This is a genomic window from Peribacillus sp. R9-11, from assembly GCF_031345095.1.
GTDB classification, from domain to species: Bacteria; Bacillota; Bacilli; order Bacillales; family DSM-1321; genus Peribacillus; species Peribacillus butanolivorans.
In genome coordinates this window covers 4,467,106-4,492,037 of the sequence record NZ_CP133763.1, presented here as the reverse complement: position 1 = coordinate 4,492,037, position 24,932 = coordinate 4,467,106, and the positions used below count along the sequence as shown (strand labels likewise).

The following is a 24,932-nucleotide window of genomic DNA, read 5'->3' as shown; positions in this document are numbered from 1 at the left end:
CAAATTTCTTCCATCCATTGAGGATTCCATAAAGCAGAATTAAACCATTTTTTAAAATCACGGTTCGGGATGTGACTATTCCAAACTCCCTTTTGTCGATAAACAAAAGGCCCTCCATATCTGAACTATACCCCGGATAACGGACACACATAAAAAAGTGTCCCTTATCCGGGGTTTTTTATGTTTCAATAGGTGTAATGAGTATGGACGGAGGGTTTCTATGAGTAAGAATATATATACTGAATTTCAGATTAAAGAACTTGAAAAGAATCCAAATATCATAAGTGCTTCAGAGCGTTCTATTTCCTATAATCCTGAATTTAAAACAAAAGCTGTTAAGGAATATAAAAAGGGGAAATCCCCCTCTCAAATTTTCATAGAACATGGATTTAATCTCGAAATAATTGGTAAGGAAAAACCTAAGCGTTGTCTACAGCGCTGGCGTGATACCTTTGAAAGGTTTGGTGAGGAAGGCTTCCTTACGGAACGCCGTGGAAAAGGAAGTACAGGACGCCCCACTTCCAAGCCACAGTCTGTAGAGGATCAACTTAGGAAGGCCGAGGCGAGAATCAAATTCCTTGAAGCAGAAAATGACTTCCTAAAAAAGCTGGAAGAGCTAGAAAGGCAGGCTCTGAAAAAGAAATGATTCTAACTGCTGTTGAGAAGTTCTATCTGATTGAAAGGACGATCAGAATACACCAATTAAAAAAGGCTGTTTCTTATCTATGCAAATTGGCTGGTGTAAGTCGAAGTGGCTACTATGATTGGTTAAAGGCAGCTCCTTACCGTGAGCTTCGTGAAGAACAGGATGAATTGGACATAGAATTAATCAGAAATATTTTCATCAGTAAAAAGGAAAAAGTAGGCGCCCTCCAAATCAAAATGATTATGGAGAATGACTACTCGGCCGTAATGAATCATAAGAAAATCAGACGGTTGATGACAAAATATAATCTCCTAGCGAAAATCAGAAGGGCCAACCCGTATCGGAAGATGGCCAAGGCAACCAAGGAGCACCTTACTTGTCCAAACCTCCTTAATCGTGAATTCAATCAGGAGGTGCCAGGGAAGGTCCTGCTTACTGACATTACCTATCTTTATTATGGGAAAGGCCAAAAAGCGTATTTATCCTGCGTAAAAGATGCCGCAACAAAAGAAATCGTTACGTACCATTTATCTACTTCATTAGAAATGGATATCGTTTACGAGACATTAAATAAGCTAAAGCAGGCTGTGTGTCACGAGTTCCATCCGAGTGCAATCCTTCATTCTGACCAGGGGTTCCATTTCACCCATCCGCTATTTCAACGCAAAGTGAAAGAACTTGGGATAACCCAATCCATGTCCCGCAAGGGAAACTGTTGGGATAATGCGCCAATGGAAAGTTTCTTTGGCCACTTTAAGGATTTGGCAGAATATAAAACATGTACTAATTTAACGGATGTGAAGGAAGAAATTGATCGAGTTATTGAAGAATATAATGAACATCGTTATCAATGGGGGCTAAAGAAAATGGCCCCGGTACAATACCGGGACCACTTATTAGCCGCTTAGGCACTTTTTTATACTGTCCCTAAAATGGGGCACAGTTCAATCAATGGGGGCCTTCTTTGTGCGGGAATGATGTTATTTAACCTGATGCTTTTTCAAGCGGTATTGAAGACTTTGGCGACTTATATTCAAGGCTTTAGCTGCTTGAGAGATATTCATGCCATGCTCTTTTAATATCTTCTCTAAATAAATCTTTTCTGTATTAGCAATATAATCATCAAGAGATAGGATTGTGTCTTGTAATTCTTCATTTTGAATAAGGTCATTTTTTATATCCAGCTGAGTTTCTTCCATATGAGCTTTCTTTTTAAATAAAGTTGGAAGATGCGGGATCTCAATTTTTGTATCCCCGGGTTCTAGTAAATTCATAGCCCCTTCAATAATATGCTCAAGTTCTCTTACATTTCCTGGCCATTCGTAATCATAAAAAAGAGAGTAGACCTCATCGCTGATTCCTTCAATATCCAATTCAAACAACGCATTGAACTTTTCAATAAAGGATTGAGCCAGCAATGGTATATCTTCTTTCCGCTCACGAAGTGGAGGGATAAATAAGGATACAACGCTTAATCGATAATATAAATCCTTTCGTAAATGATCATTTGAAATCGCATCTATTGGATCTTCATTTATCGTTGCAATGACTCGAACATCAATTTTTTTGTCTTTTGTATCTCCTACTCGGCGAATCGTTCTTTCTTGAAGGGCCCGTAATAATTTTGCTTGCAAATTCGGGTTTAAAGAATTGATTTCATCAAGAAGGATGGTTCCGCCTTGAGCTTGTTCAAATAACCCAGGCCTTTCAATGGATCCTGTGAAAGCCCCTTTCTTCGTTCCAAAGAGAATTCCCTCAATTAAACTATCTGGCAGTGCAGCACAGTTTTGACTAATAAAAGGATGTGTCGAACGGTTACTTCCATTATGGATACTTTGGGCAAAGAGTTCTTTTCCGGTACCTGTTTCCCCGACTATCAAGATGGAGGATGTGGTTCTTGTGGAGCGCTTGCTCTTTTCAATGACGTCTAAGAAATTCTCACTAGTTCCAATGATGCTGTCAAACGTATATTTGGTATCGCCCTTATTTAAAATATTGTCTTTAATAATTCTTTCAAGATTTGTTATATCCTTTGCTACTTCAATAGCACCGATAATATTTTGCTTCTGATCTAAAATTGGAAACGTATTATTGATTGTTGTAATTTCCTGTCCGAGATTATTAAAGTAGGTCTGTTTTGAGTTTTCAGTTGCTTTTCCGGAATGAAGAGCCCGTATTAGCGTACTCTCAGTTTCCTCTTGGAACTTAAAAATATCAGGGATCTTTTTCCCTAATACATCTTCTGAATCCATTCCTTCAATTTCAGCCATTTTCTTGTTATAAACAATGGTTAGACCTTCTGTATCTATTATATGTATCCCGATATCAATTACATCTACGAGTGAATACAGGATAGATTGAAAACCTTCTATTTTTATGATCTGATCTAAATTCATTAATGCCTCCTACTTTTATTCATTTCTTAGAGATTATTGTAGAGGATTTGCAGAAAAGGCGCAATAAAAATTTGCACAGCAAGATTATTTTGCATTAAAGTGCAAATTTTTTTTGCACAAAAGATAAAAATTCCTTGTTTTTCGTGAAAAAACAAGTTGGCACAAATCTTGCATTAATAAAAACTATAGTGTTCAAGGCACAAATATAAGAATTAAAGCAAAAAATAATGGCACACTATGCTATTTTTCACCAAAAGTGCTGAATTTCTTTGCATTTCCTTTAGAAAAATCTATATTTTTCAAAAAAGTTGAAAAGTTGGCACGGAACTTGCTAGTTATAAAGGGAGAAGCAAAAACATAAATCTTAGGGAGATGAGACATAATGGTCCAACCATACAAACACGAACCATTTACTGATTTTAATAATGAGGCAAACAATAAAGCATTTCAGGTAGCTTTGAATGATGTAGCTAAAGAATTAGGAAATAAATATCCATTAGTTATTAACGGTGAAAAAATCTTTACAGATGAAGTCATTACCTCTGTAAACCCAGCAGACAAAAAAGAAGTAATCGGGATTGTATCAAAAGCAAACAAAGACCTTGCAGAGCAAGCAATGCAAGCGGCAGATAAGACATTCCAAACTTGGAGAAAAACAAAAGCAGAAATGCGTGCAAATATTTTATTCAGAGCAGCAGCCATTGTTCGGAGAAGAAAACACTACTTCTCAGCTCTATTGGTTAAAGAGGCAGGGAAGCCCTGGAATGAAGCGGATGCTGATACAGCGGAAGCAATCGACTTTATGGAATACTACGCACGTCAAATGTTGAAGCTTAAAGACGGTATGCCAGTGGAAAGCCGCCCAATTGAACTAAATACATTTAGTTATGTGCCACTTGGTGTAGGTGTCATTATCTCACCTTGGAATTTCCCTTTTGCGATTATGGCAGGCATGACGACAGCAGCTCTTGTTTCAGGAAATACCGTTTTATTGAAACCAGCAAGTACAACACCGGTCATTGCGGCTAAATTTATCGAAGTATTGGAAGAAGCCGGCTTACCTGCAGGAGTTGTGAACTTCATTCCAGGAAGCGGTGCTGAAGTAGGCGATTATTTAGTGGATCATCCTCGTACGCGGTTCATCAGCTTTACTGGATCTCGTGATGTTGGAATTCGTATTTATGAGCGTGCGTCAAAAGTTCACGAAGGTCAAATTTGGTTGAAACGTGTCATCGCTGAAATGGGCGGTAAAGATACGATCGTTGTTGATAAAGAGGCGGATTTGGAACTTGCAGCACAATCCATCGTTGCTTCTGCATTCGGATTCTCAGGTCAAAAATGTTCTGCATGTTCACGTACAGTCATTGTGGAAGATGTGTATGATCAAGTATTAAATCGTGTTATTGAATTAACAAAAGAAAAAACAGTTGGAGAACCAACAGATGTAAATAACTTTATGGGTCCAGTTATCGATCAAGCTGCTTACGACAAAGTCATGAGCTACGTAGAGATCGGTAAAACAGAAGGGAAGTTAGTTGCAGGAGGAGAAGGAGACAATTCAAAAGGTTTCTTTATCCAACCAACAATTATTGCAGATGTGGATGAAAATGCTCGTGTCATGAAGGAAGAAATTTTTGGACCAGTAGTAGCGTTCTGTAAAGCAAAAGATTTCAATCATGCGATTGAGATTGCTAATAACACAGATTATGGGTTAACAGGTGCAGTTATCACAACTAACAGTGAACATATCGAGCAAGCACGTGAGGATTTCCATGTTGGGAACTTGTATTTCAATCGTGGCTGTACAGGAGCTATCGTTGGATACCAACCATTTGGCGGATTCAATATGTCAGGTACAGATTCAAAAGCAGGTGGACCAGATTATTTAGTTCTTCATCTACAAGGAAAAACAACAGCAGAAACGTTATAAATCATAGGGGGGAATCAACATGACAACAGTAACAGAAAAATTAATTGAACAAACAGAGCAATATGGTGCAAACAATTACAATCCACTTCCAATTGTCATTTCAAAGGCAGAAGGAGTTTGGGTGGAAGATCCTGAAGGAAACAAATATATGGATATGCTAAGTGCCTATTCTGCAGTGAATCAAGGCCACAGACATCCAAAAATTATCGATGAACTAAAAAAACAAGCAGATCGTGTAACGTTAACTTCTCGTGCATTTCATAGTGATAAATTAGGCCCTTGGTATGAAAAGGTTGCTCGTCTTACACAAAAAGATATGGCGCTGCCTATGAATACTGGTGCTGAAGCAGTTGAAACAGCTATCAAGGCTGTTAGACGCTGGGGCTACGACGTGAAAGGAATCGCTGAAAATCAAGCGGAGATTATTGCTTGTATAGGCAATTTCCATGGCCGTACAATGGCAGCCGTATCATTGTCTTCAGATGAAGAATACAGAAGAGGCTTTGGACCAATGCTACCAGGAGTCAAGCTTATTCCTTATGGAGATCTTGCAGCATTGAAAGAAGCGATTACTCCTCAAACAGCTGGATTTTTAATTGAACCGATCCAAGGTGAAGCGGGAATTATCATTCCTCCACAAGGATTCTTAAAAGAAGCTTACGAACTATGTAAAGAAAATAATGTACTATTCGTTTCGGATGAAATTCAATCAGGACTTGGCCGTTCAGGAAAAATGTTTGCCTCCGATTGGGATGAAGTGATTCCTGATATGTATATTTTAGGAAAAGCACTTGGTGGCGGAGTATTTCCAATCTCATGTGTCGCAGCAAACCGTGAAATTCTTGGCGTATTTAATCCTGGTTCACATGGTTCTACATTCGGTGGTAATCCATTAGCATGTGCAGTTTCTATCGCTTCATTAGAAGTTCTTGAAGATGAAAAACTGGCAGAACGTTCATTAGAGCTAGGGAAATATTTCATGGATAGTTTAAAAGAAATCAATAATCCTATGATTAAAGATATTCGTGGAAGAGGCTTATTTATTGGATTGGAATTAACTGAAGCGGCAAGACCTTATTGTGAAAAACTAAAAGAAGAAAAATTACTGTGTAAAGAAACACATGATACAGTTATCCGCTTTGCTCCGCCGCTAGTGATCACTAAAGAAGAGCTAGATTGGGCAATTGAACGTATTAAAAGAGTTTTATCCTAATATCCCTATGAGGTGAATTCCATTGAGTACAACGATCAAAGAAGAAAAAGAAACTGCCAGCTTGCTTGAATCCACACAGGTCGTAATCAAGGAGGCGCTGGGTAAGCTTGGTTATTCGGAAGAAGTGTTTGAGCTTTTAAAGGAGCCTCTTCGTATGCTGACCGTCCGAATTCCAATTAAGATGGATGACAATTCAACAAAGATATTCACTGGATACCGTGCCCAGCACAACGATGCTGTTGGTCCTACAAAAGGTGGAATCCGTTTTCATCCTGAAGTTGATGAGGAAGAAGTAAAGGCACTTTCGATGTGGATGAGTTTAAAATGCGGGATTGTGAATCTGCCATACGGCGGAGGAAAAGGTGGCATTATCTGTGACCCGCGCCAAATGTCTATGGGTGAATTAGAAAGGCTTAGCCGCGGGTATGTTCGAGCGATTAGCCAAATAGTGGGGCCGACTAAAGATATTCCGGCCCCGGATGTTTATACAAATTCTCAAATCATGGCATGGATGATGGATGAATACAGTAGAATAAGAGAACACGATTCTCCTGGATTCATTACAGGTAAACCACTAGTGCTGGGCGGTTCACACGGTAGGGAAAAGGCAACTGCACAAGGTGTCACGATTTGTATCGAGGAAGCAGCAAAGCGTAAGGGCATAGAACTGAAAGGTGCACGCATTATTGTCCAAGGATTTGGGAATGCGGGAAGCTTTTTAGCAAAATTCATGCATGATGCAGGTGCGAAAGTGATTGGTATTTCTGACGCATATGGTGCCATATATAACCCAGATGGCCTCGATATCGATTACTTACTTGATAAAAGGGATAGCTTTGGAACGGTAACAACATTATTCGAAAATAAAATTACCAATCAAGAGCTTCTAGAACAAGATTGTGATATTTTAGTGCCAGCTGCTATTTCTAATCAAATCACGAATGAAAATGCACATCTTATAAAAGCGCAAATTGTCGTAGAGGCAGCGAATGGTCCAACCACTTTGGAGGCCACTAAAATCTTAACAGAACGCAATGTGCTTCTTGTACCTGATGTATTAGCAAGTTCAGGCGGTGTAACTGTTTCTTACTTTGAATGGGTTCAAAATAATCAGGGTTACTACTGGGAAGATGAAGAAGTTCAAAAAAAATTAAAAGAGTTATTGGTCAACTCATTTAATCAAATATATGATATGGCTGAGACAAGAAAAGTGAATATGAGATTAGCTGCATATATGGTGGGTGTCAGAAAAATGGCAGAAGCCTCGATATTCCGGGGTTGGGTATAAGCTGAATATTATGATAGATAGTGGAGGGGTGATTCCTTGTTAAAACCGATTTACACAATTGAGTGTGCTCAGAATGGGACCATCGAACAAGTTTATGTTCAAAAGAATTCCTATGTTTATGAATGGGAAAGGCTCTTTTTAGTGAAAACAGAAGATGGGAAATTGATTGATGTTTCAATAGGTGCCAGTGGTCACATTACTGAAATTAATGTCACGGCAGGGGATCCTATTAATAGAAAGCTTCCTTTAGCTTTGCTCCAAGACGATTTTGTTATAACAGGCTCTGATTAATTATAGAAAAGAGAGTGTTCCAAAGGTGTAGGCAATTCGACTTTTGGGATGCTCTTTTTTGTTGTTGTTCAAACAGATATCATAGTTAAATATAGAGAATTCCTAAAGCACTGAGGATTCCTTGCATTATAAATAAAAACACCTTTGCTGCATGTACTTTTCTTCATTGTACATTCAACGAAGGTGTTTTTCATTTGAAAGGAATCCGACTTAGTTTATAGCACGTTTATCCGCGGAGTTCACATTATGTGAGCAATTGTTCTATTAAACACCATATGGCTTGCTGAAGTTCGAGGCTTTCATTGTGCCTGAAGTAATAGATGGAATATTGTTATATTCCCTTTCATAAACATAAAAGACAAGGCAGGAAATTTTAAAAAGATTTGTACTATACTTTTTGAGTGCAATTTGGGAGGTGATAAAGGATTATTCGAAACAGATTCTCTCTCTCTTTTTTCTAGAAAAGTCGGGTTATTATCGTAGGGATATTTTTCTGAGAGAAGTTTATAGGAATTTAAGCCTATAGTTAGAAATATTATGTTAGAAAACAACAGGAGATTTAAACATCAAATAAATAGTAGTTTTTCTGAATTTACCCATACTTGCTAAGTGAGTGTATTTTCAGATTTCTTCTATTTAAAAAAGGAGAGGTTAATTAACGTATGAGAATCTCAGAATTAAAAAGAGAAGCCCTACTTTCTTTGAAAGGTAAATGGGGAGTAGCCGTTTCACTTATGTTGCTCTTGTTCTTGATCAATGTCATTTTACCTATAATTGTTGAAGTGATCGGAAGCGGTGGGTTTACACAGTGGTTCGCGCAAGAAGAAACACCGGTATGGTCGGATATCTTCGGAACCGTACTATCTATAGCCTTAATCCCGCTGACTATAGCAACAACTTGGTTTTACCTGAATATAGTCAGGAAAGGAAACCCTGATATTCCAGAGGTATTCGCTATCTATAAAGAAGGAAAAACCTCTTTTAAGATTATCGGTGCATCAATTTTACAAGGTATTTTCATATTTTTATGGTCATTATTATTTATTATTCCAGGAATCATCAAAAGTCTGTCATATTCCCAACTATTTTTCTTATTAAAAGATCACCCTCAATTAACAGTGCTTGAAGCATTTTCAGAAAGTAAGAAACGAATGAAAGGGTTGAAATGGAAGTATTTTCTAATGCACTTAAGCTTCATAGGATGGGGAATACTATGTATATTCACCTTAGGGATTGGACTTTTATGGTTGGCCCCTTATGCGGGAACAACAATGGCAGCATTCTATAATGAATTAATTGTACCTCAAGATGATTCTGACAACGATCAAATAGAAGCATAAACGCTTGGCCGATAGCAAAATTGCTATCGGTTTTTTTATTGTTAGTATCTCGTATTAGTCAAATAGGAGAATGACAGTATTGTAGACTATTGCTTTGTTTTGATAAAGGATGGAACGAATCCAAGGGAGGCCTTTGGCTTTTACTCATAACCTGCCGCATATCTTATTTTATGGTCATTCATAACCATTTGGTTATGAAATGATGATTGAATTTCTATTATTTTCCTCACGAGAGCGGGAGTATAATGAGATTGAATCGAAAAATAATGGCTCTATGCGCTCAGGAGAGAAACGGAAAAATGAGAAAAACCATAGGAATCAAAGACAATAAAGCAAAGATCAGCATCATTTGGGTAATCGGAATTCTGTTCATAGCGGCCAATCTTCGTGCACCTATTACGTCAATAGGTCCATTAATTAGCCTGATTCGTGATGATACAGGAATCAATAATGCAGTCGCAGGGATGGTGACGACGATTCCGCTGATAGCCTTTACCTTGGTTTCCCCTGCGGCCCCATTGATTGCTAAGCGAATTGGAATGGAATGGACTTTACTATACTCATTACTGCTACTCATAGTGGGATTATTCCTTCGATCGATTTCATCAGTTACGGCTTTAATGACCGGAATGGCTTTTATGGGAATTGCCATTGCAGTTGGGAATGTTCTACTTCCAGGTATCATCAAACAGAAACATCCAGAGAAAGCAGGCATCTTGACTGGTGCCTATATAGCGAGCATGAACCTTTCATCAGCCATCGGTTTTGGAATCAGTATTCCATTAGCCAAAGAAGCAGGCTTAGGATGGCAAGGGTCTTTATTATGTTGGGCAATTCTGGCTATTGCCACATTGATTCTTTGGTTGCCCCAAGTGAAGGGCAAGCGGGGAGAAAGAATGAATCGCGCTTCAAAATCAACAACATCGATTTTTTCTTTTGAAATGTGGAAATCGCCGACAGCTTGGAACATCACACTCTTCATGGGCTTACAATCATTACCGTTTTATATTTTGTCAGCATGGCTTCCTGATATGTTGATGGCTCAAGGCATGGATCAGGCTAAAAGCGGCTGGATGCTAAGTATTAATCAATTCACTTCGCTGCCGGCGACCATCATTACCCCGATTGTCGCGATGCGTATCTCAAACAGGAGTATTCTTGGAATCATATCAGGGATATTAATGACCATCGGTATGGTGGGTATGGGTTTCGGTCAGCTTTCGCTGATACCAATTTGTATGGTTTTGATAGGTTTAGGGAACGGTATGGCCATCAGCTTTGCCATGATCACATTCGGATTACGTACGGAAAGTGCACAACAAGCAGCTGTTCTTTCAGGAATGGCACAATCTATTGGATACTTACTTGCCGCGATCGGACCAATCTTGATTGGCTTGATTCATGATCTTACTCATAGTTGGGCATTACCAAAACTGATCCTGATTTTCATTACTGTATTATTAATTATATCCGGTGCCTTTGTTGGTCAAAGGAAACCTGTTTTGAAGAAAATCCAAAAAAGTGATGAAAAGTCTTATAGTATATAATGGGTTTTTAAAATACGTAGAAAGAGGGCGTCCCCGATCGATCTTTTACAAATGAGATACTTTCAAATCGTTGCAAAACATCAACATTTAACAAAAGCAGCGGAAGCATTGAACATCACTCAGCCAGCCCTTAGTAAAATGATTGGTAAATTGGAAAATAGTCTTGGTTATGAATTATTTGATTGAAGAGGCAGGCAAATCCAATTAAATAAACTCGGTGAATCCTATTTGCGAACTGTCGAACAGGTCTTTTTACAATTAAAAGAAGGGGAAAAGGAATTAGCCTACCTGGCAGATAAGCAGGATAAATTAATCTCCATAGCTGTTACCATTCCGAGTATTCTGCCAGAGTTATTAGGCGGTTTTCTAAAGAAACATCCCAATGCCCGATTTAGACAACATCAGGCTTCCTTCGAACGAATCAAAAAACAGATTGAAATAGGGGAAATAGACGTCGGTATCTCAACAGTACCTGTGATAGGGGAACATATTGAGTGGGTTCCCATCCTAGAAGAAGAAATACTTCTAGCCGTGCCTCTTTCCCACCCTTTGGCCAATAGAAAGAGCATCTATCTAAAAGAAGTGGAGAATGCTCCTTTCATCGTAATGCCATTAGGTTATGATTTTCGCGATATGACGGAACGCTTTTGCAGAGAAGCAGGTTTCTATCTTGATTTTGCTTTTGAAGGAGACGAAACGGGAATCACTCATGAGCTCGTAGAAAAAGGCCTCGGCGTTGCCTTATTTCCATCATTGCTATCAAATGAAAGATTACATGATTTACAAACGGCAAAATTGAAGATCATTGAGCCTCCCTGCTCCAGAACAGTTGGGTTGGTTTGGCATAAAAGCCGGCCATGTAATGATATTGTAAAGAGCTTCATTCAATATACGATGGAGTTTTTGGAACATAAAAAAGATCAGGAAAGAAAAAATGGATTTTAATTCTTAATTCCCCTTTAAAGGTTAAATTGTTAATTTTAAGGTGTATAATAGAAAACTTAGAATGCTATTTAGGGGGATTACATAGTGAGTAGTTTTAATATGGCGGATATGATATACCAATTGTTTTGCTTTGTATTTCTAATCCTGATCATAGTAGGTATCGTATCGCTTTTCCGTTCCGTCAAGCAACGCAAAACTAGACTGGATATCATGGAAAAGAAAATGGATGATTTATATGAACTAATTAAAAGGGACAGCGATTGACGGCTACATTCTGTGGCCGTTTTTTCTATGCAAAAGAGTCATTTGGTACAGTCTAATTACCGCTTTGATGGTTGTGAAGGTTAGTCAGGGAATCATCTATTAAAATAGCTAATGAAAAACCCCTGTCTCAGAATCTGAAAAGAAGATAGGTTTTTTTCATCTTTTGAAAGACATAACGAATCATAAAAAGAAATAGGATTTGTTAAAAATAAGCAGTTTTACATGGCGAGATGGTGGAATGCATGACATTTGTTGGGCAAACTGCATGTTAAGGAGTTGGTATAGATGATGCATGGTTTGTGATGGCTTCTTATCTTATAATGGAGTGGGTTAGATATTTAAGGGAAATAAAGAAAATACAAACAAACCATCAAAAATTTACGTGCATGAATGATGACCCTATAACTAAGTGTCGGAGATGAAGAATGCTAAACATTCAATCCTTTTGTTAGGTATCTTTGAGAAGTAGGAGGAGTCGGTATCATGAAAGAAATTATTGCAATTAAAGAATTCACTCAGTTTAAGTCCCGTGCAGAGGAATTTAGTCCATACGCCTGGTGTAAACAGATGTTAGAAAATGACCCTGTGAGCTATCACGAAGGAACAAATACATGGAATGTTTTTAAATATGAAGATGTTAAGCGTGTTCTTAGTGATTATAAATATTTTACGAGTGAACGCCAAAGAACCACTATATCTGTTGGAACGGATAGTAAGGAAGGTTCAGCACCTGAGAAAATCAAAATCACTGAAGCGGATCCACCTGTTCATAGAAAACGCCGTTCACTGTTGGCCGCAGCATTCACACCTAGAAGTCTCCAAAACTGGGAACCTCGCATTCAGGAAATTGCAGATGAATTAGTCGAACAGATGGGGACAGACAAGGAAATTGATATTGTGCAATCATTGGCAAGTCCGCTTCCGATTATTGTCATGTCAGACTTAATGGGCGTTCCCTCAAAAGATCGTTTACTGTTTAAAAAATGGGTAGATATCTTATTCCTTCCCTTTGACAAAGAAAAACAAGAAAAAGTAAATGAAATGAAGCAAGTGGCAGCAAGAGAATATTATGAGTATTTATATCCAATTGTTGTACAGAAACGGTTACATCCAGCGGATGATATCATATCCGATCTATTGAAGGCCGAAGTAGATGGTGAAACCTTTACAGATGATGAAGTTGTGCGTACGACCATGTTGATTTTAGGAGCGGGAGTCGAGACAACCAGTCATTTACTTGCCAATACATTTTATTCACTATTATATGATGACAATAAAGTCTATGAAGAGTTACGTAATAACCTGGATTTAGTTCCACAAGCCGTTGAGGAAATGCTGCGTTACCGATTCAATTTAACCAAATTAGATCGTACAGTAAAGGAAGATAACGATTTATTAGGAGTAGATTTGAAGAAAGGGGATGTCGTGGTTGCCTGGATGAGTGCAGCAAACATGGATGAGGAGATGTTTGAAGACGCATTCACTCTTAATATACACCGTCCTAATAATAAGAAACATCTAGCCTTTGGAAATGGGCCGCATTTCTGCTTAGGTGCTCCGCTAGCACGACTGGAAGCAAAAATTGCCCTTACCACATTTCTAGAGAAATACTCACATATTGAATCAGTGGATTCGTTTCAGTTGGAAGAGAATCTGACCGATTCAGCGACCGGGCAAACTCTAACTAGCTTACCACTTAAGGCATTCAGTAAACATTAAAAAGAAAAACCTTATGCCATTAACCTGCATAAGGTTTTTTTCGTTTTAAAATTACTACATTGCATACATGTTGAATGGTATGCTGAATGTTCCCAAACTCTTTTACCAAATGTGAGTGGATTTCATCGAGGATTTGTACCCGCTTATCTTCGGAAAAACTTGAAAGCCAGGATAATGACCCCACTCTTCCACACCATTCTTCGTTTTTAAATGTCACATCGTAATAGAATTTATATGTATCTGTTAAATCAAATTGATGTTCCTGCCATTCTTTAAACCACTCAACCGGAAAGCCGTTAATAAATTGTTGGACATTCGCTTTAGATCCTGCAGAGGTTAGTTTGCCATCCGGCATATGACCTTTAATGATTTGAAGCGTTTCTTTTATTACGTTACTTTTAGAAACGAATCCTGAATCCATCACTATTAACGTGCCATTTTCTTTAATAATCCGCTTTATTTCATTCAAGGCTGCTTCTCGATCAAACCAGTGCCAAGCCCTTAAAACGGTTACAAAGTCAAAAGTATCACTTTCTAAAGTTGTATCCTCTGAATATCGATTAACATATTTTATTCTACTATTTTCTTGTCTATCAATATTATGCGCTTCTTCTATCAATTCCTTTGATGGTTCAACGCCAACCACCTTAGCTCTCTCCTTAAATAAAGCTCTACTCAAAACGCCAGTCCCAGAACCTAAGTCTGCAACCGGAACATTAGCAAAGTTTATTCCTCTGATTTTTAAGCTCTCTATTAATTCACCAGGTAAATCATTTCTCCATTTAGCATAATCTTTAGCTACTTTTCCGAAATTCACTTTCATTCATTTTCCACCTTCTATTTTTTTTTTTTGCTCAGACTCAGGTGATCTAAAATGATAGGATTGAGCTATAAAGAAACAAGCAATTATGTGTTTATCAAGCTTTATTAACCATATAAAAAGTCACATTAACAAATATTTCCAACCAGTAATAAGTAGAAAGCTAGAAAGAAAATCCCCCATAATAATTACCTTTCAAATACGGATGACAGAATATGTATATCTTTGATTGTACCATAATGGGTAATTATGTAAATGTAATAGGGGTATTTTAGATAGCACCAAAGTTAAGAAGGAGTTTAAGTTGAAAAAAATACTTGAGGTTTTATTTATAATAATGGCTGTTACTACTTGTTTATTTGGGGAGTCAATTAGTAAATTTGATGTTATCGATATAGAAGGAAAGGTAGATAATCTCCAAATGAGCAATAACTTTTAGGAGAAAGGTATTTGTTTAAGTTAAGTGTCCCTAATTTTCACAAGACAAAAAGAGGCGTTGCTGCCTTATCGTACCTGAAATTTAGGAACCTTTTTAATTTGAAATACCTATATATAAAAATTCTTTACCAAAATATATTCTTAACACATAAGGGTTATTCGATATAGATATTACTTTCATCATTAAGGTTAAGACCATGTTGGTGTAGAATCCAGCAAGTTGAAGTTGGATAAGGAGATATATTTACCGTAACCTTAAGTTGAGTTGGTTAAGCTGTATAGAGTAGTATTAAAAGATAGAATGATTTTAAATTATTTAGCGGGAGCAAGGATTTTCATTCATGAGTGGTTCTTTACCTATTATTTGAATAAATTGTGGAGTTAATTGAGGAAGATAACCGACCTGTTTATTTTTTTGTAGAAAGATTAGCAAATTTTAATGAAAATCTAATCAAAATCTAATCAAAATCTTATTTCTTCTTCATTCAGTTTGTATATTCTAATAATGGATACGCTGAAGATGCCTCATATGTCCTTCCGATTCCACTTCTTATTATTCATAGAAATCTTTCTCTATTAAATAGATGGGGGGAAATCAAAAAGACGTTTTATAAAGCTCGATACATACAATCATAAATGAAACAGATAGAATAAATGGGTTAACTAATGAATTATTAGTATATACACTGGATAAACAGAAAGAAATGCAAGTTCCTTTCATTCCTTGTTATGGTTTAGATCATATAGGATGAAGTTAAAACTCTATAATGAGATCTTACTTCAATCATGGAACACCGGTTTTAAAAAGTGAAAGGATGTTATTATGAAATTAAAGTTTCAGTTGTCTATTGCCTTTGTATTAAGTGTAATTTTTTTAATTGGATTTAGTATAATGGCATTCACAATAAGTGCATATGAATTATTGAATTTTGATAGAGCGGTGATTTCCTTCGTTCAAGGCTTAGAGTCTCCGTTTTTAACAACCATCATGAAGGTCTTTACGTTTATTGGTTCATCTAGTTCCATAATTATACTTTCCTTACTTGTTTTATTTTACTTGTATAAGGTATTGAAACATCGTTTGGAGCTAGTCTTATTTAGTGCTGTCGTGGTTGGCTCAACTCTCCTCAATTTGATATTGAAACTTTTCTTTCAACGAGCCCGACCTGATTTACATCGACTCATTGAGATAGGGGGATACAGTTTTCCAAGTGGACATGCGATGAATGCATTCACTTTATATGGTATTCTCACATTTCTACTATGGCGGCATATTTCGACTATGTGGGGGAGAACTCTGTTGATTTTGTTCAGCGTAATGATGATCCTTACAATAGGAATAAGTAGAATATACTTGGGAGTCCATTATCCTAGTGATATTATTGGAGGATATTTAGCGAGTGGCTGTTGGCTTGCCATTTCTATTTGGGTTTTCCAAAAGTATAAAGAAAGCCAGAAAAATAAAGAGATTAACTAAAGTTAGGACAGGCAATTCAGTAAGAAAGCAGCTAGGGACTAAACTAGTTAGCTGCTGATTATATCAAATGATTGAAATCGTTAGGAGCTTTTAAATGGAAAACTGGATTACGGAATTTATGAATAATTTTGGGTATATTGGAATCTTTCTATTAATAGCATTGGAAAATATTTTTCCGCCGATTCCGTCAGAGGTCATTCTAACCTTTGGAGGTTTTATGACCACGGTATCAACAAATTTGACTATATTCGGAGTCGTGATTGCATCAACTCTTGGATCAGTGGCAGGGGCTGTGGTACTTTACGGGATTGGTTTACTGATTGATGTGAAAAGGATAGAGAAGTTTGTGGGTAGATGGGGGCATATTTTTCGGTTAACAGTAACTGACGTCCATAAGGCAAATTCTTGGTTTGATAAATATGGAGCGTGGACTGTTTTTTTCTGTAGACTCGTTCCGTTGATTAGAAGCTTAATTTCCATTCCCGCAGGCATGTCTCATATGAGTTTTTGGCTTTTTTTACTATACACAACAACCGGAACATTGATTTGGAACGTGATTCTGGTGAATGTTGGAGCCGCTGTAGGATCTTCATGGGAAGACATCGTAGGGTATATGGACATCTATTCAAACATCGTTTATGCAATACTTGTATTACTGTTTATTCTTTTCGTTGTTTTAATTTTTAGAAGAAATAAGGGAAAAAGAAAGTGATTATAGTAGATATAAAAAATGATAAAAGGGCCGTTCAAGTCCGAACTGCTATTACATAATCTTATATAAACATCAGAGGCTGTCATTATGACAGCCTTTTTCTTATGTCATCTCAAACGGGAAAGTGGAGAGGATGAGCTTTGAACGTAGAATAAAGGGAATGTGCTTTGGACAAAATGAGTGAAACGAAAAAGGAATGAGGTTCGGCGCGATGGTTTCTTTTTTCAAAAAAATGAAGAAACGTGAGAAGCAAAAGATAGATGATAAAGACCAATCTAAAAGTAAAGCACTTGAATATATAGATAGCTCTATTTCAGCCAATCTAGACCATATGAAAAAGAAAACGGGTAACAGCCCGGACATTATTATTCGAACGTTGAAAATCAGTCAAAATCCTGAGATGAAAACGACTATTTTGTATGTGCAGGGTTTGATTGATAATCCAAGCGTTACGGACTTTTTAATTGAATCAATCATGAAAAACCCTCATCTAAAAGAAAAACTACTTCCACAAGAAGCGCTGGACGTGATCTCTGAAGACGTGGTTTCTCTCGGTGGTGTAGAAACTGTTACGGACTGGGAAAAATTATTATTGTCATTATTATCAGGGGATAGCATCATTTTTGTTGACGGCGTAAACAAAGCCCTGGTTGCCAGTACAAGAGGGGGAGAACGGCGTTCCATTCAGGAACCAAGCACACATTTGACGGTCCGCGGTTCAAGAGAAGGATTTACTGAATCGAATGCAACAAACATTGCCATGTTACGCCGCATTATTAACAGTCCGGATTTATGGATAGAGTCTATGAAAATAGGCACTGTGACAAAGACGGATGTTTCCATTATGTATATAAATGGGATTGCCAAGGAAGGGATCGTCGAAGAGGTCAAGAAGCGCTTAAACCGAATCAACATCGATAGCATTCTTGAATCAGGATATATTGAGCAATTGATAGAAGACCAGGTCATGACGCCGTTCCCCACCCTTAATAATACAGAAAGACCTGATATGGTTGCGGGTAATCTTCTTGAAGGAAGAGTGGCGATATTTGTTAACGGAACGCCTTTTGTCTTGGTGGCCCCGGCCTTATTCGTACAGTTTTTCCAATCTGTCGAAGACTACTATAATCGCTTCGATATTGCTTCAGCCACACGCTTTTTACGGATCATCGTTTTTATAATCTCTATAATCGGGCCAGCTGTCTATGTCGCAGCCACGACTTTTCATCAGGAAATGATCCCAACGAAGTTGCTGGTCATCGTTGCGGCCCAAAGGGAAACGGTTCCTTTGCCGGCCGTCATTGAAGCGCTTCTCATGGAAATGACTTTTGAAATTTTAAGGGAAGCAAGCCTTCGGATGCCAAAGGCGGTTGGTTCGACCATGTCCATTGTTGGAGCATTGGTGATTGGGCAGGCGGCAGTCCAGGCTGGCATCGTATCGCCGGCAATGGTCATCATCGTTTCGATCACGGCGATTGCCAGTTTTGCTACCCCATCTTATGCAATAGCCATTTCTGCCCGTTTAGTGCGGTTCTTATTTATCATTTGTGCTGGGGTATTAGGTTTTTATGGTATGATTTTAGCCTTTATCGTCCTCATCGTCCATTTATGCAGCCTCCGTTCATTCGGTGTTCCTTATATGTCACCGCTCGCCCCTCTGAACCCGGAAGGATTAGGTGACACATTCTTCAGAAGACCTATGTGGGCGTTCAAAGAAAGACCAAAGTTATTAAGCTCCAATAATAATCTGATACGAGAAGGCGATAATCAAAGACCCCTTCCTCCTGCATCGCGGGGAATGAAAACTTCTGACAAGAAAAAAGGTGAAGGCAATGAATCGTAAATGGCTAGTTCTGTTATTGATGATGATCGGTACCACGTTCACCTCTGGCTGCTGGGATAAAAAAGAGTTAAACGAGATAGCCATCGTCTCGGCAATGGGAATCGATAAAGATAAAGAAGGAAAGTTAGTGGGAACGTTTCAAATCATTAACCCAGGCAATGTTGCGGGGGCTCTTCAGGGCGGCGGCGGGACAAATCCCGCTATATCCGTTTATAGGGCCACTGGAAATAATGTGCTTGGACTAGATAGTATTGCTTCAACTAAAATTTCAAGAGATATGTATTTCGCTCATGCAAACCTGATCGTCATAGGTGAGGAAATAGCAAAAGAAGAGGGCATTTACGCTATTTTCGATGCCTTTGAGCGCTCCCCTGAATTTAGGGCAACTTCGAGGATCGTGATAGCCCGAGGTGTAAAAGCCAGGGATATAGTCGAAACATTAACGGCAATCGATAAAGTATCAGCTGAAAAAGTCATTAGGACGATTGAATCTTCGGAAAAACAGCAGGGGAGAAGTATCAGTGTCAATCTTCAAGAAGTGATTAAAAACCTTGTGAGTACCGGAAAAGAACCGCTAATTAGTGGTTTTACCGTGAAGGGTAACACAGATAAAGAGGATAAAATGGAGAATACTCAGACCTCTGATATTGAGGCTAACCCAACTACCGCTGGAATAGGTGTTTTTAAAGATGGTAAATTGATTGACTGGCTGGATGGTAATAAGGCAATAGGCTCGATGTGGGTGTTAGATAGGATTGCACATACCAATTTAAACATTGATTGGAATGATAAAAAAGACGCAATCACCTATCAAGTGAAACGCCAAAAAACCAACGTCGCGGCAAAAATGAAAAATGGCAAACCTAAAATGTTGATAAAGGTCCTTGTTGAAGGAGATATCCGCGAGGCAAATGTGCCTGTGAATCTAAACAGTCCGCACGTTCTGATAGACATTGAAAAGAAGTTAGCAAAAGACTTAAAGAAGGAGATGGAAGATGCGATCGTTCGTGCCCAAAAAAATAAATCCGATATTTTTGGCTTTGGTGAAATCATGCACGAATCCCATCCGAAAGAATGGAAAAAAATCGAAAAGGACTGGGACGATGTTTCTTTTGCTAAGCTGGAAGTAGATGTGCAGGTAGAGACTTTCATTCGCCGTACAGGATTACGTAATAAGCCGTATCTTTCAAATTTAAAAAAGAGCGATCAATAATGGAAAGGAAGTGGCATCCTCGTGGAAAAGGCAAAAATCAGCGGTTACCAGCTATTCGTCCTTATTTTCCTGTTTGAAATAGGCAGTGCACTTTTGGTTCCGCTTGCAGGTGAAGCCAAACAGGGCGCTTGGCTAGTCATTCTCATTGCGATGATAGGCGGTTTTTTGTTATTTTTCGTTTATTATGGCCTTTTTCAATACTACCCTGATCAGCTGCTAACTGAATATGTAAGACATATAATGGGGGATTTTTTAGGAAGGATAGTAGCTTTTCTATACATCCTATATTTCATGTATCTTGCAGCAAGAGTGTTGAGGGATTTCGGAGAGACGCTGCTTACCTTTGCATATCCTCATGTTCCGTTATTTTTTGCGAACGCAGCATTCATTTTGGTCGTGGTGTATACGGTTCGTAAAGGGATAGAGGTACTGGCAAGGACGGGGGAACTATTCTTTGTTTTAGAGAATTTACTTTTCATGACATTCATTCTTCTGATTGTTGTTTCAGGTATGATTCATTTAAACAACTTAAAACCTGTTTTTGAAATCAGTGGGGTAGAGATGATGAAAATGTCCTTTACTGAAACCTTATTTTTTCCATTTGGCGAAATCATTGTCTTTTTAATGATTTTTCCTTATTTGAACGAACCTCAGAGGCTAAAAAAAATTGGTATAGGGAGTTTGGCTGCAAGCGGTATTTTTCTTGCGTTTATAATGGCTTTGAATGTAGCTGTGCTTGGAGTGGATCTTACAACACGTTCGCAATATCCTTTTCTTTCCCTCATTCAGTCAATTGAGATCGCTGGCTTTTTGGAACGACTCGATGTTTATTTTTTGGTTAAACTCATGATTGGAGGGTTCATCAAAATAAGTGTGTTTACCTATGTAGCTGTAACGGGTACGGCAAATGTTTTCAACTTTAAAGAACCTTCTCGGCTGGCCTATCCAGTTGGTTTTGTCATTTTACTAATATCCATTGTGATTGCAAGTAGCTATTCGGAACATATCCATGAAGGGCTAGGCGCCGTGCCGATTTATATCCACCTTCCATTTCAAGTGATCATCCCATTGCTTCTCTTGATCCTTGCTTTTTTTAAGAATCGAAAAAAAAGCAAGGCTAACACCAAAATAAGTTCCTAAAAGGTGGAGTTGATGAAAAATGAAAATCTTCGGTATTACGGTTTTGATGCTGATTCCTTTAGTGGCCTTTTCTTTAGGCATGGATATTCTTTTAGGGTTTGATTTGGATAATTCCATTAAACATGCCTTTAACCCTTTTCTGGTGAAGGACCCCGCTGAACTTATCCTTTTTCTCGTTCTTCTTTTCCTCCTTTTGTTTAGTTTCTTTTATCGAAGAAAAAAGAAAGGCAACAAAGCCAAAGGACAACAATAAAGATTTACATATTCCCGTTGCTGAACTATAGATGAACTCCATTTCAAATCTTGATTTGATTAAGGGCGTTTGTCTTTTTGCTTTTTTACCACCTCGGATTCCCATTTCATAGTATGATGATAAAATGAGCTTATTTTTCAAATAGAATGGAAAACCACCTTTACATAAATAACAATAGCACAGAGGTCCTCAGGAGGGAGAACGGCATTTTGAATATCAAATTAAATCAAAAAATCATTAAAGATATGTGCGGGACAGTCTCCTTCAAAAGGGGAGATGCTTTTTATCGTGCTAATAAAGTGACATTTGAAAGTTACCGTCCTGATGGTTGTGAAGCAACTGTTAAAGGAATAGAAGATTTCCATGTCTCTATTGAAGTGGATGCTGCCGGAGGCTTTCGCACGAAATGCAGCTGCCCAACGCTTGCTTCTTTTCAACGGGATTGTCAGCATATTGCGGCCGTATTACTGTCGGTATACGAACACCAGCGTCAAGGAACTATTCCTAAAGGTCTAAACGAACCTCAGTCTGACGCTTCAGCAAATATGAAGCTGACAGATGGTTTGCTTACGCTTTTCAATAATCAGCCTGTACGCTCAAGTGGCCATCAGCTCCACTTTGAAAACAGGCAGGTGCTTGATGCGGAGTTTACATGTAAGCCCATCACGATAGGCCAGGGCAGATACATGTTCGGAATTGAAGTGAAGATTGGTTCGGCAAATGTACCAAATCTCAGGGATTTTCTGAAGCAGGTAAAAGAAGGAAAATCTGCCCAAGTGTCCCTTTCATTTCTGTATGATCCTGATCTCCATTGTTTTCAGCGTGAAACAGATGCAGTGATTCAGCAGCTTATCCAAGTGACTTATGATGAACAGGTCTATCTTGACGCGCTTCCGTACAAATCTGACTATACAATGAGCAATCACCTGTTACTCATTCCGCCAACTTCTTTTGAAAGGCTTGTCCCTATCCTTACAATCGCACCATTGGTGAAGCTTGCGTATGACGGGAATACGTTTGATAGTTTTCAGATATCCGGTGAACCGCTTCCTTTGCAGTTTGAATTTGCCGAAAGTGAGGGCAAAGGATATAAACTGAATATTAAAGGGTTGAATGAAATAATTGTGATGAATGCATACAGCTCTGTTTTATCTGAAGGGAAATTGGTTCCCCTCGAAAGTGAAGACTGCCAACGTCTCTCAGATTTAAAACAGATGTTGGAAGATTCAGGAATGAATAAAATTCCAATTCATCAGGAGCAATTAGAGTTATTCCTGGAAAAAGTGGTACCAGGTTTGAAAAAACTAGGTGAGGTTCATTTCTCAGGGGCCATTTCTGAGCAGTTCGAGAAGACACCATTGATTGCTAAGCTATACTTAGATCGCGTGAAAAATAGGCTGCTTGCAGGTTTGGAGTTTCACTATGAAAATATTGTGATTAATCCTTTGGAAAATCAGGAACTCAAGTCAGTTTCCAAGCTTATAAGAGATGTGGATAAAGAGGAAGAGATCCTGCAACTGATGGATGATAGCATGTTTGCCAAGACAGACGGTGGATATTTTTTACATAATGAAGAGTTGGAGTATGAATTTTTGTACCATGTCGTTCCGAAACTTCAAAAGCTTGTTCAAATATATGCCACGACTGCTGTAAGAAATCGGATTTCCCGAGGGAATGCTGCTCCGCAAATTAGGGTGAAAATCAAAAAAGAACGGACTAATTGGCTGGAATTCAAATTTGAAATGGATGGCATTCCTGAAAAACAAATACGAGAAGTTCTAGAAGCTCTAGAGGAAAAAAGGAAGTATTATCGTTTGAGGAATGGATCGTTGCTTTCCCTTGAGACAAGGGAGTTTGAAGAAATCAATCGTTTTCTGAATACACTTCCGGTCCAGAATGAAGATTTGGAAAGTCGCTTAAATGTACCAATCGTAAGAGGGCTTCAGCTTCTTGATTCTGTAAATGACAGCAATACATTTACAATAGAGGAGTCATTCCGGAAGTTCTTGGAAAACATCCGCAATCCAAGTAACCTGGAGTTCGCGGTGCCAAAGAGTTTAGAGCCAATATTACGGGACTATCAAAAAAGCGGCTACAAATGGATGAAAATACTTGCTGGCTATGGCTTTGGAGGAATTCTCGCAGATGATATGGGACTGGGTAAAACACTGCAAAGCATCGCATTCATTTTATCCGAGCTTCCAGACATCCGTAAGAAGAAGCTCCCCGCTCTTATTGTTTGTCCATCATCTTTGACATATAACTGGCTGAGTGAATTCATGAAATTTTCCCCTGATATACAAGCCATCGTCGTGGATGGCAATAAAACAGAAAGGTCAAAGATACAGAAGGAAATAACGGGCATAGATGTTGTCATTACCTCATATCCGTTATTACGTAAGGACATTATGTGGTTTGAGAAACAAGATTTTCACACGGTATTTTTTGATGAGGCACAGGCATTTAAGAATCCAGGGACACAAACGGCACGAGCGGTGAAGAAGATACAAGCGGATCATCGCTTCGCCCTCACTGGTACCCCGGTTGAGAATTCACTAGAAGAGCTGTGGTCCCTTTTTCACGTTGTCTTTCCTGAACTATTCATGGGGTTAAAGGAATACAGTAACCTCTCAAGGGAAAAAATTGCTCGTAGGATCCGGCCATTTTTACTTCGGAGGTTGAAAGAAGATGTATTATCGGAGCTTCCAGAAAAAATCGAGTCGATGGAATCGATGGAACTGCTACCTGATCAGAAGAAACTGTATGCTGCTTATTTAGCAAAGCTGCGACAAGACACATTGAAACATCTGGATAAAAATACACTTCGGAAAAATCGTATTCGAATCCTCGCTGGCTTGACTCGGTTACGACAGATTTGTTGTCACCCGGCCTTATTTGTGGACGGTTATAAAGGAAGCTCAGCTAAATATGAGCAACTAATGCAGATTGTTGAGGAATCAAAGCTTTCTGGAAGAAGGGTACTGATTTTCTCACAGTTTACGAAAATGCTTCAGATCATTGGTAGAGATTTAGCGAATCAAGGGCAGCCCTTTTTCTACTTGGATGGACAAACACCATCAAAAGAACGCGTTGAAATCTGTAATCGATTTAATGCAGGCGAACGTGATATATTCCTCATTTCATTGAAAGCAGGCGGTACAGGTCTTAACCTGACGGGTGCCGATACTGTCATTTTATATGATCTTTGGTGGAATCCAGCAGTCGAGGAACAAGCAACAGACCGTGCTCATCGTATGGGACAGAAAAATGTTGTTCAGGTCATCAAACTTGTTGCCCGTGGCACAATCGAAGAAAAAATGAATGAACTGCAAGAGAAAAAGAGGCATCTGATTGAAGAAATCATCGACCCTGAGGAGAAATCGTCATCTGCTCTTACTGAAGAGGACATTCGGGAAATATTGATGATATAGAAAGCGAGGGCAATTACAGAATGTTA

Annotated in this window: 18 protein-coding genes and 1 pseudogene; 17 read left to right on the top strand and 2 right to left on the bottom strand. The window is 38.5% G+C overall.

Annotated elements, in window-relative coordinates; all coding sequences use genetic code 11:
- The first annotated feature begins 220 nt into the window (after positions 1-220).
- Positions 221-1,554, top strand: a protein-coding gene (locus RE409_RS21835; protein ID WP_201250516.1) for an IS3 family transposase whose coding sequence is annotated in 2 segments (ribosomal slippage) — positions 221-593 and positions 593-1,554 — 1,335 coding nt in all. Because the reading frame shifts where the segments join, the coding sequence is not laid out codon by codon here.
- 72 nt (positions 1,555-1,626) lie between these two features.
- Here the strand turns inward: RE409_RS21835 and RE409_RS21830 are convergent.
- On the bottom strand, positions 1,627-3,042 hold the full coding sequence (locus RE409_RS21830) for a sigma-54 interaction domain-containing protein (protein ID WP_201250517.1): 1,416 nt from the start codon (positions 3,040-3,042) through the stop codon (positions 1,627-1,629).
- Positions 3,043-3,424: 382 nt separating this feature from the next.
- Between RE409_RS21830 and pruA the strand changes: the two genes are divergently transcribed.
- The 9 genes and pseudogenes from pruA to RE409_RS21785 all read left to right on the top strand — a co-directional run bounded on the left by pruA (position 3,425) and on the right by RE409_RS21785 (position 13,579).
- Positions 3,425-4,972 carry an L-glutamate gamma-semialdehyde dehydrogenase gene (gene pruA / locus RE409_RS21825; protein WP_201186371.1) on the top strand — a complete coding sequence of 516 codons (1,548 nt, stop codon included), beginning with the start codon at positions 3,425-3,427 and terminating at the stop codon, positions 4,970-4,972.
- A gap of 19 nt (positions 4,973-4,991) precedes the next feature.
- On the top strand, positions 4,992-6,185 hold the full coding sequence (locus tag RE409_RS21820) for an ornithine--oxo-acid transaminase (protein ID WP_083450848.1): 1,194 nt from the start codon (positions 4,992-4,994) through the stop codon (positions 6,183-6,185).
- 22 nt (positions 6,186-6,207) lie between these two features.
- Complete coding sequence (locus tag RE409_RS21815; protein ID WP_207196172.1) at positions 6,208-7,473, top strand: Glu/Leu/Phe/Val family dehydrogenase; 1,266 nt, start codon at positions 6,208-6,210, stop codon at positions 7,471-7,473.
- Between the two features lie 36 nt (positions 7,474-7,509).
- Positions 7,510-7,764 (top strand): biotin/lipoyl attachment domain-containing protein, encoded by a 255-nt coding sequence (locus RE409_RS21810; RefSeq protein ID WP_056521602.1) that lies wholly within the window; start codon positions 7,510-7,512, stop codon positions 7,762-7,764.
- 662 nt (positions 7,765-8,426) lie between these two features.
- The gene (locus tag RE409_RS21805) at positions 8,427-9,104 is read left to right on the top strand and encodes a DUF975 family protein (protein WP_201186369.1); all 678 of its coding nucleotides are present in this window, start codon (positions 8,427-8,429) and stop codon (positions 9,102-9,104) included.
- 299 nt (positions 9,105-9,403) lie between these two features.
- Positions 9,404-10,651 (top strand): CynX/NimT family MFS transporter, encoded by a 1,248-nt coding sequence (locus RE409_RS21800; RefSeq protein ID WP_201223295.1) that lies wholly within the window; start codon positions 9,404-9,406, stop codon positions 10,649-10,651.
- A gap of 36 nt (positions 10,652-10,687) precedes the next feature.
- Positions 10,688-11,596, top strand: a pseudogene (locus tag RE409_RS21795) (LysR substrate-binding domain-containing protein).
- An 84-nt stretch (positions 11,597-11,680) separates the two neighbouring features.
- Entirely contained in the window at positions 11,681-11,860 is a 180-nt protein-coding gene (locus RE409_RS21790) for a DUF4083 family protein (protein WP_309558047.1), read from the top strand.
- 480 nt (positions 11,861-12,340) lie between these two features.
- Complete coding sequence (locus tag RE409_RS21785; RefSeq protein ID WP_309559302.1) at positions 12,341-13,579, top strand: cytochrome P450; 1,239 nt, start codon at positions 12,341-12,343, stop codon at positions 13,577-13,579.
- Positions 13,580-13,598: 19 nt separating this feature from the next.
- Here the strand turns inward: RE409_RS21785 and RE409_RS21780 are convergent, their stop codons facing one another.
- Entirely contained in the window at positions 13,599-14,402 is an 804-nt protein-coding gene (locus tag RE409_RS21780; protein WP_201223296.1) for a class I SAM-dependent methyltransferase, read from the bottom strand.
- A 1,258-nt stretch (positions 14,403-15,660) separates the two neighbouring features.
- Here RE409_RS21780 and RE409_RS21775 point away from each other — a divergent pair.
- The 7 genes from RE409_RS21775 (at position 15,661) to RE409_RS21745 (ending at position 24,906) form a co-directional block, all read left to right on the top strand.
- Complete coding sequence (locus RE409_RS21775) at positions 15,661-16,314, top strand: phosphatase PAP2 family protein (protein WP_309558046.1); 654 nt, start codon at positions 15,661-15,663, stop codon at positions 16,312-16,314.
- 94 nt (positions 16,315-16,408) lie between these two features.
- A complete protein-coding gene (locus RE409_RS21770) occupies positions 16,409-17,026 on the top strand; it encodes a DedA family protein (RefSeq protein WP_201186363.1) in 618 nt (205 codons plus the stop codon).
- A 211-nt stretch (positions 17,027-17,237) separates the two neighbouring features.
- A complete protein-coding gene (locus tag RE409_RS21765) occupies positions 17,238-18,869 on the top strand; it encodes a spore germination protein (RefSeq protein ID WP_309558045.1) in 1,632 nt (543 codons plus the stop codon).
- The gene (locus tag RE409_RS21760) at positions 18,859-20,082 is read left to right on the top strand and encodes a Ger(x)C family spore germination protein (protein ID WP_309558044.1); all 1,224 of its coding nucleotides are present in this window, start codon (positions 18,859-18,861) and stop codon (positions 20,080-20,082) included. Before RE409_RS21765 ends, RE409_RS21760 begins: the two co-directional genes overlap by 11 nt.
- A 21-nt stretch (positions 20,083-20,103) precedes the next feature.
- Positions 20,104-21,222 carry a GerAB/ArcD/ProY family transporter gene (locus RE409_RS21755; protein WP_309558043.1) on the top strand — a complete coding sequence of 373 codons (1,119 nt, stop codon included), beginning with the start codon at positions 20,104-20,106 and terminating at the stop codon, positions 21,220-21,222.
- 19 nt (positions 21,223-21,241) lie between these two features.
- On the top strand, positions 21,242-21,475 hold the full coding sequence (locus RE409_RS21750) for a YczF family membrane protein (RefSeq protein ID WP_201223304.1): 234 nt from the start codon (positions 21,242-21,244) through the stop codon (positions 21,473-21,475).
- A 209-nt stretch (positions 21,476-21,684) separates the two neighbouring features.
- Positions 21,685-24,906 (top strand): DEAD/DEAH box helicase, encoded by a 3,222-nt coding sequence (locus tag RE409_RS21745; protein ID WP_309558042.1) that lies wholly within the window; start codon positions 21,685-21,687, stop codon positions 24,904-24,906.
- Positions 24,907-24,932: the final 26 nt, after the last annotated feature.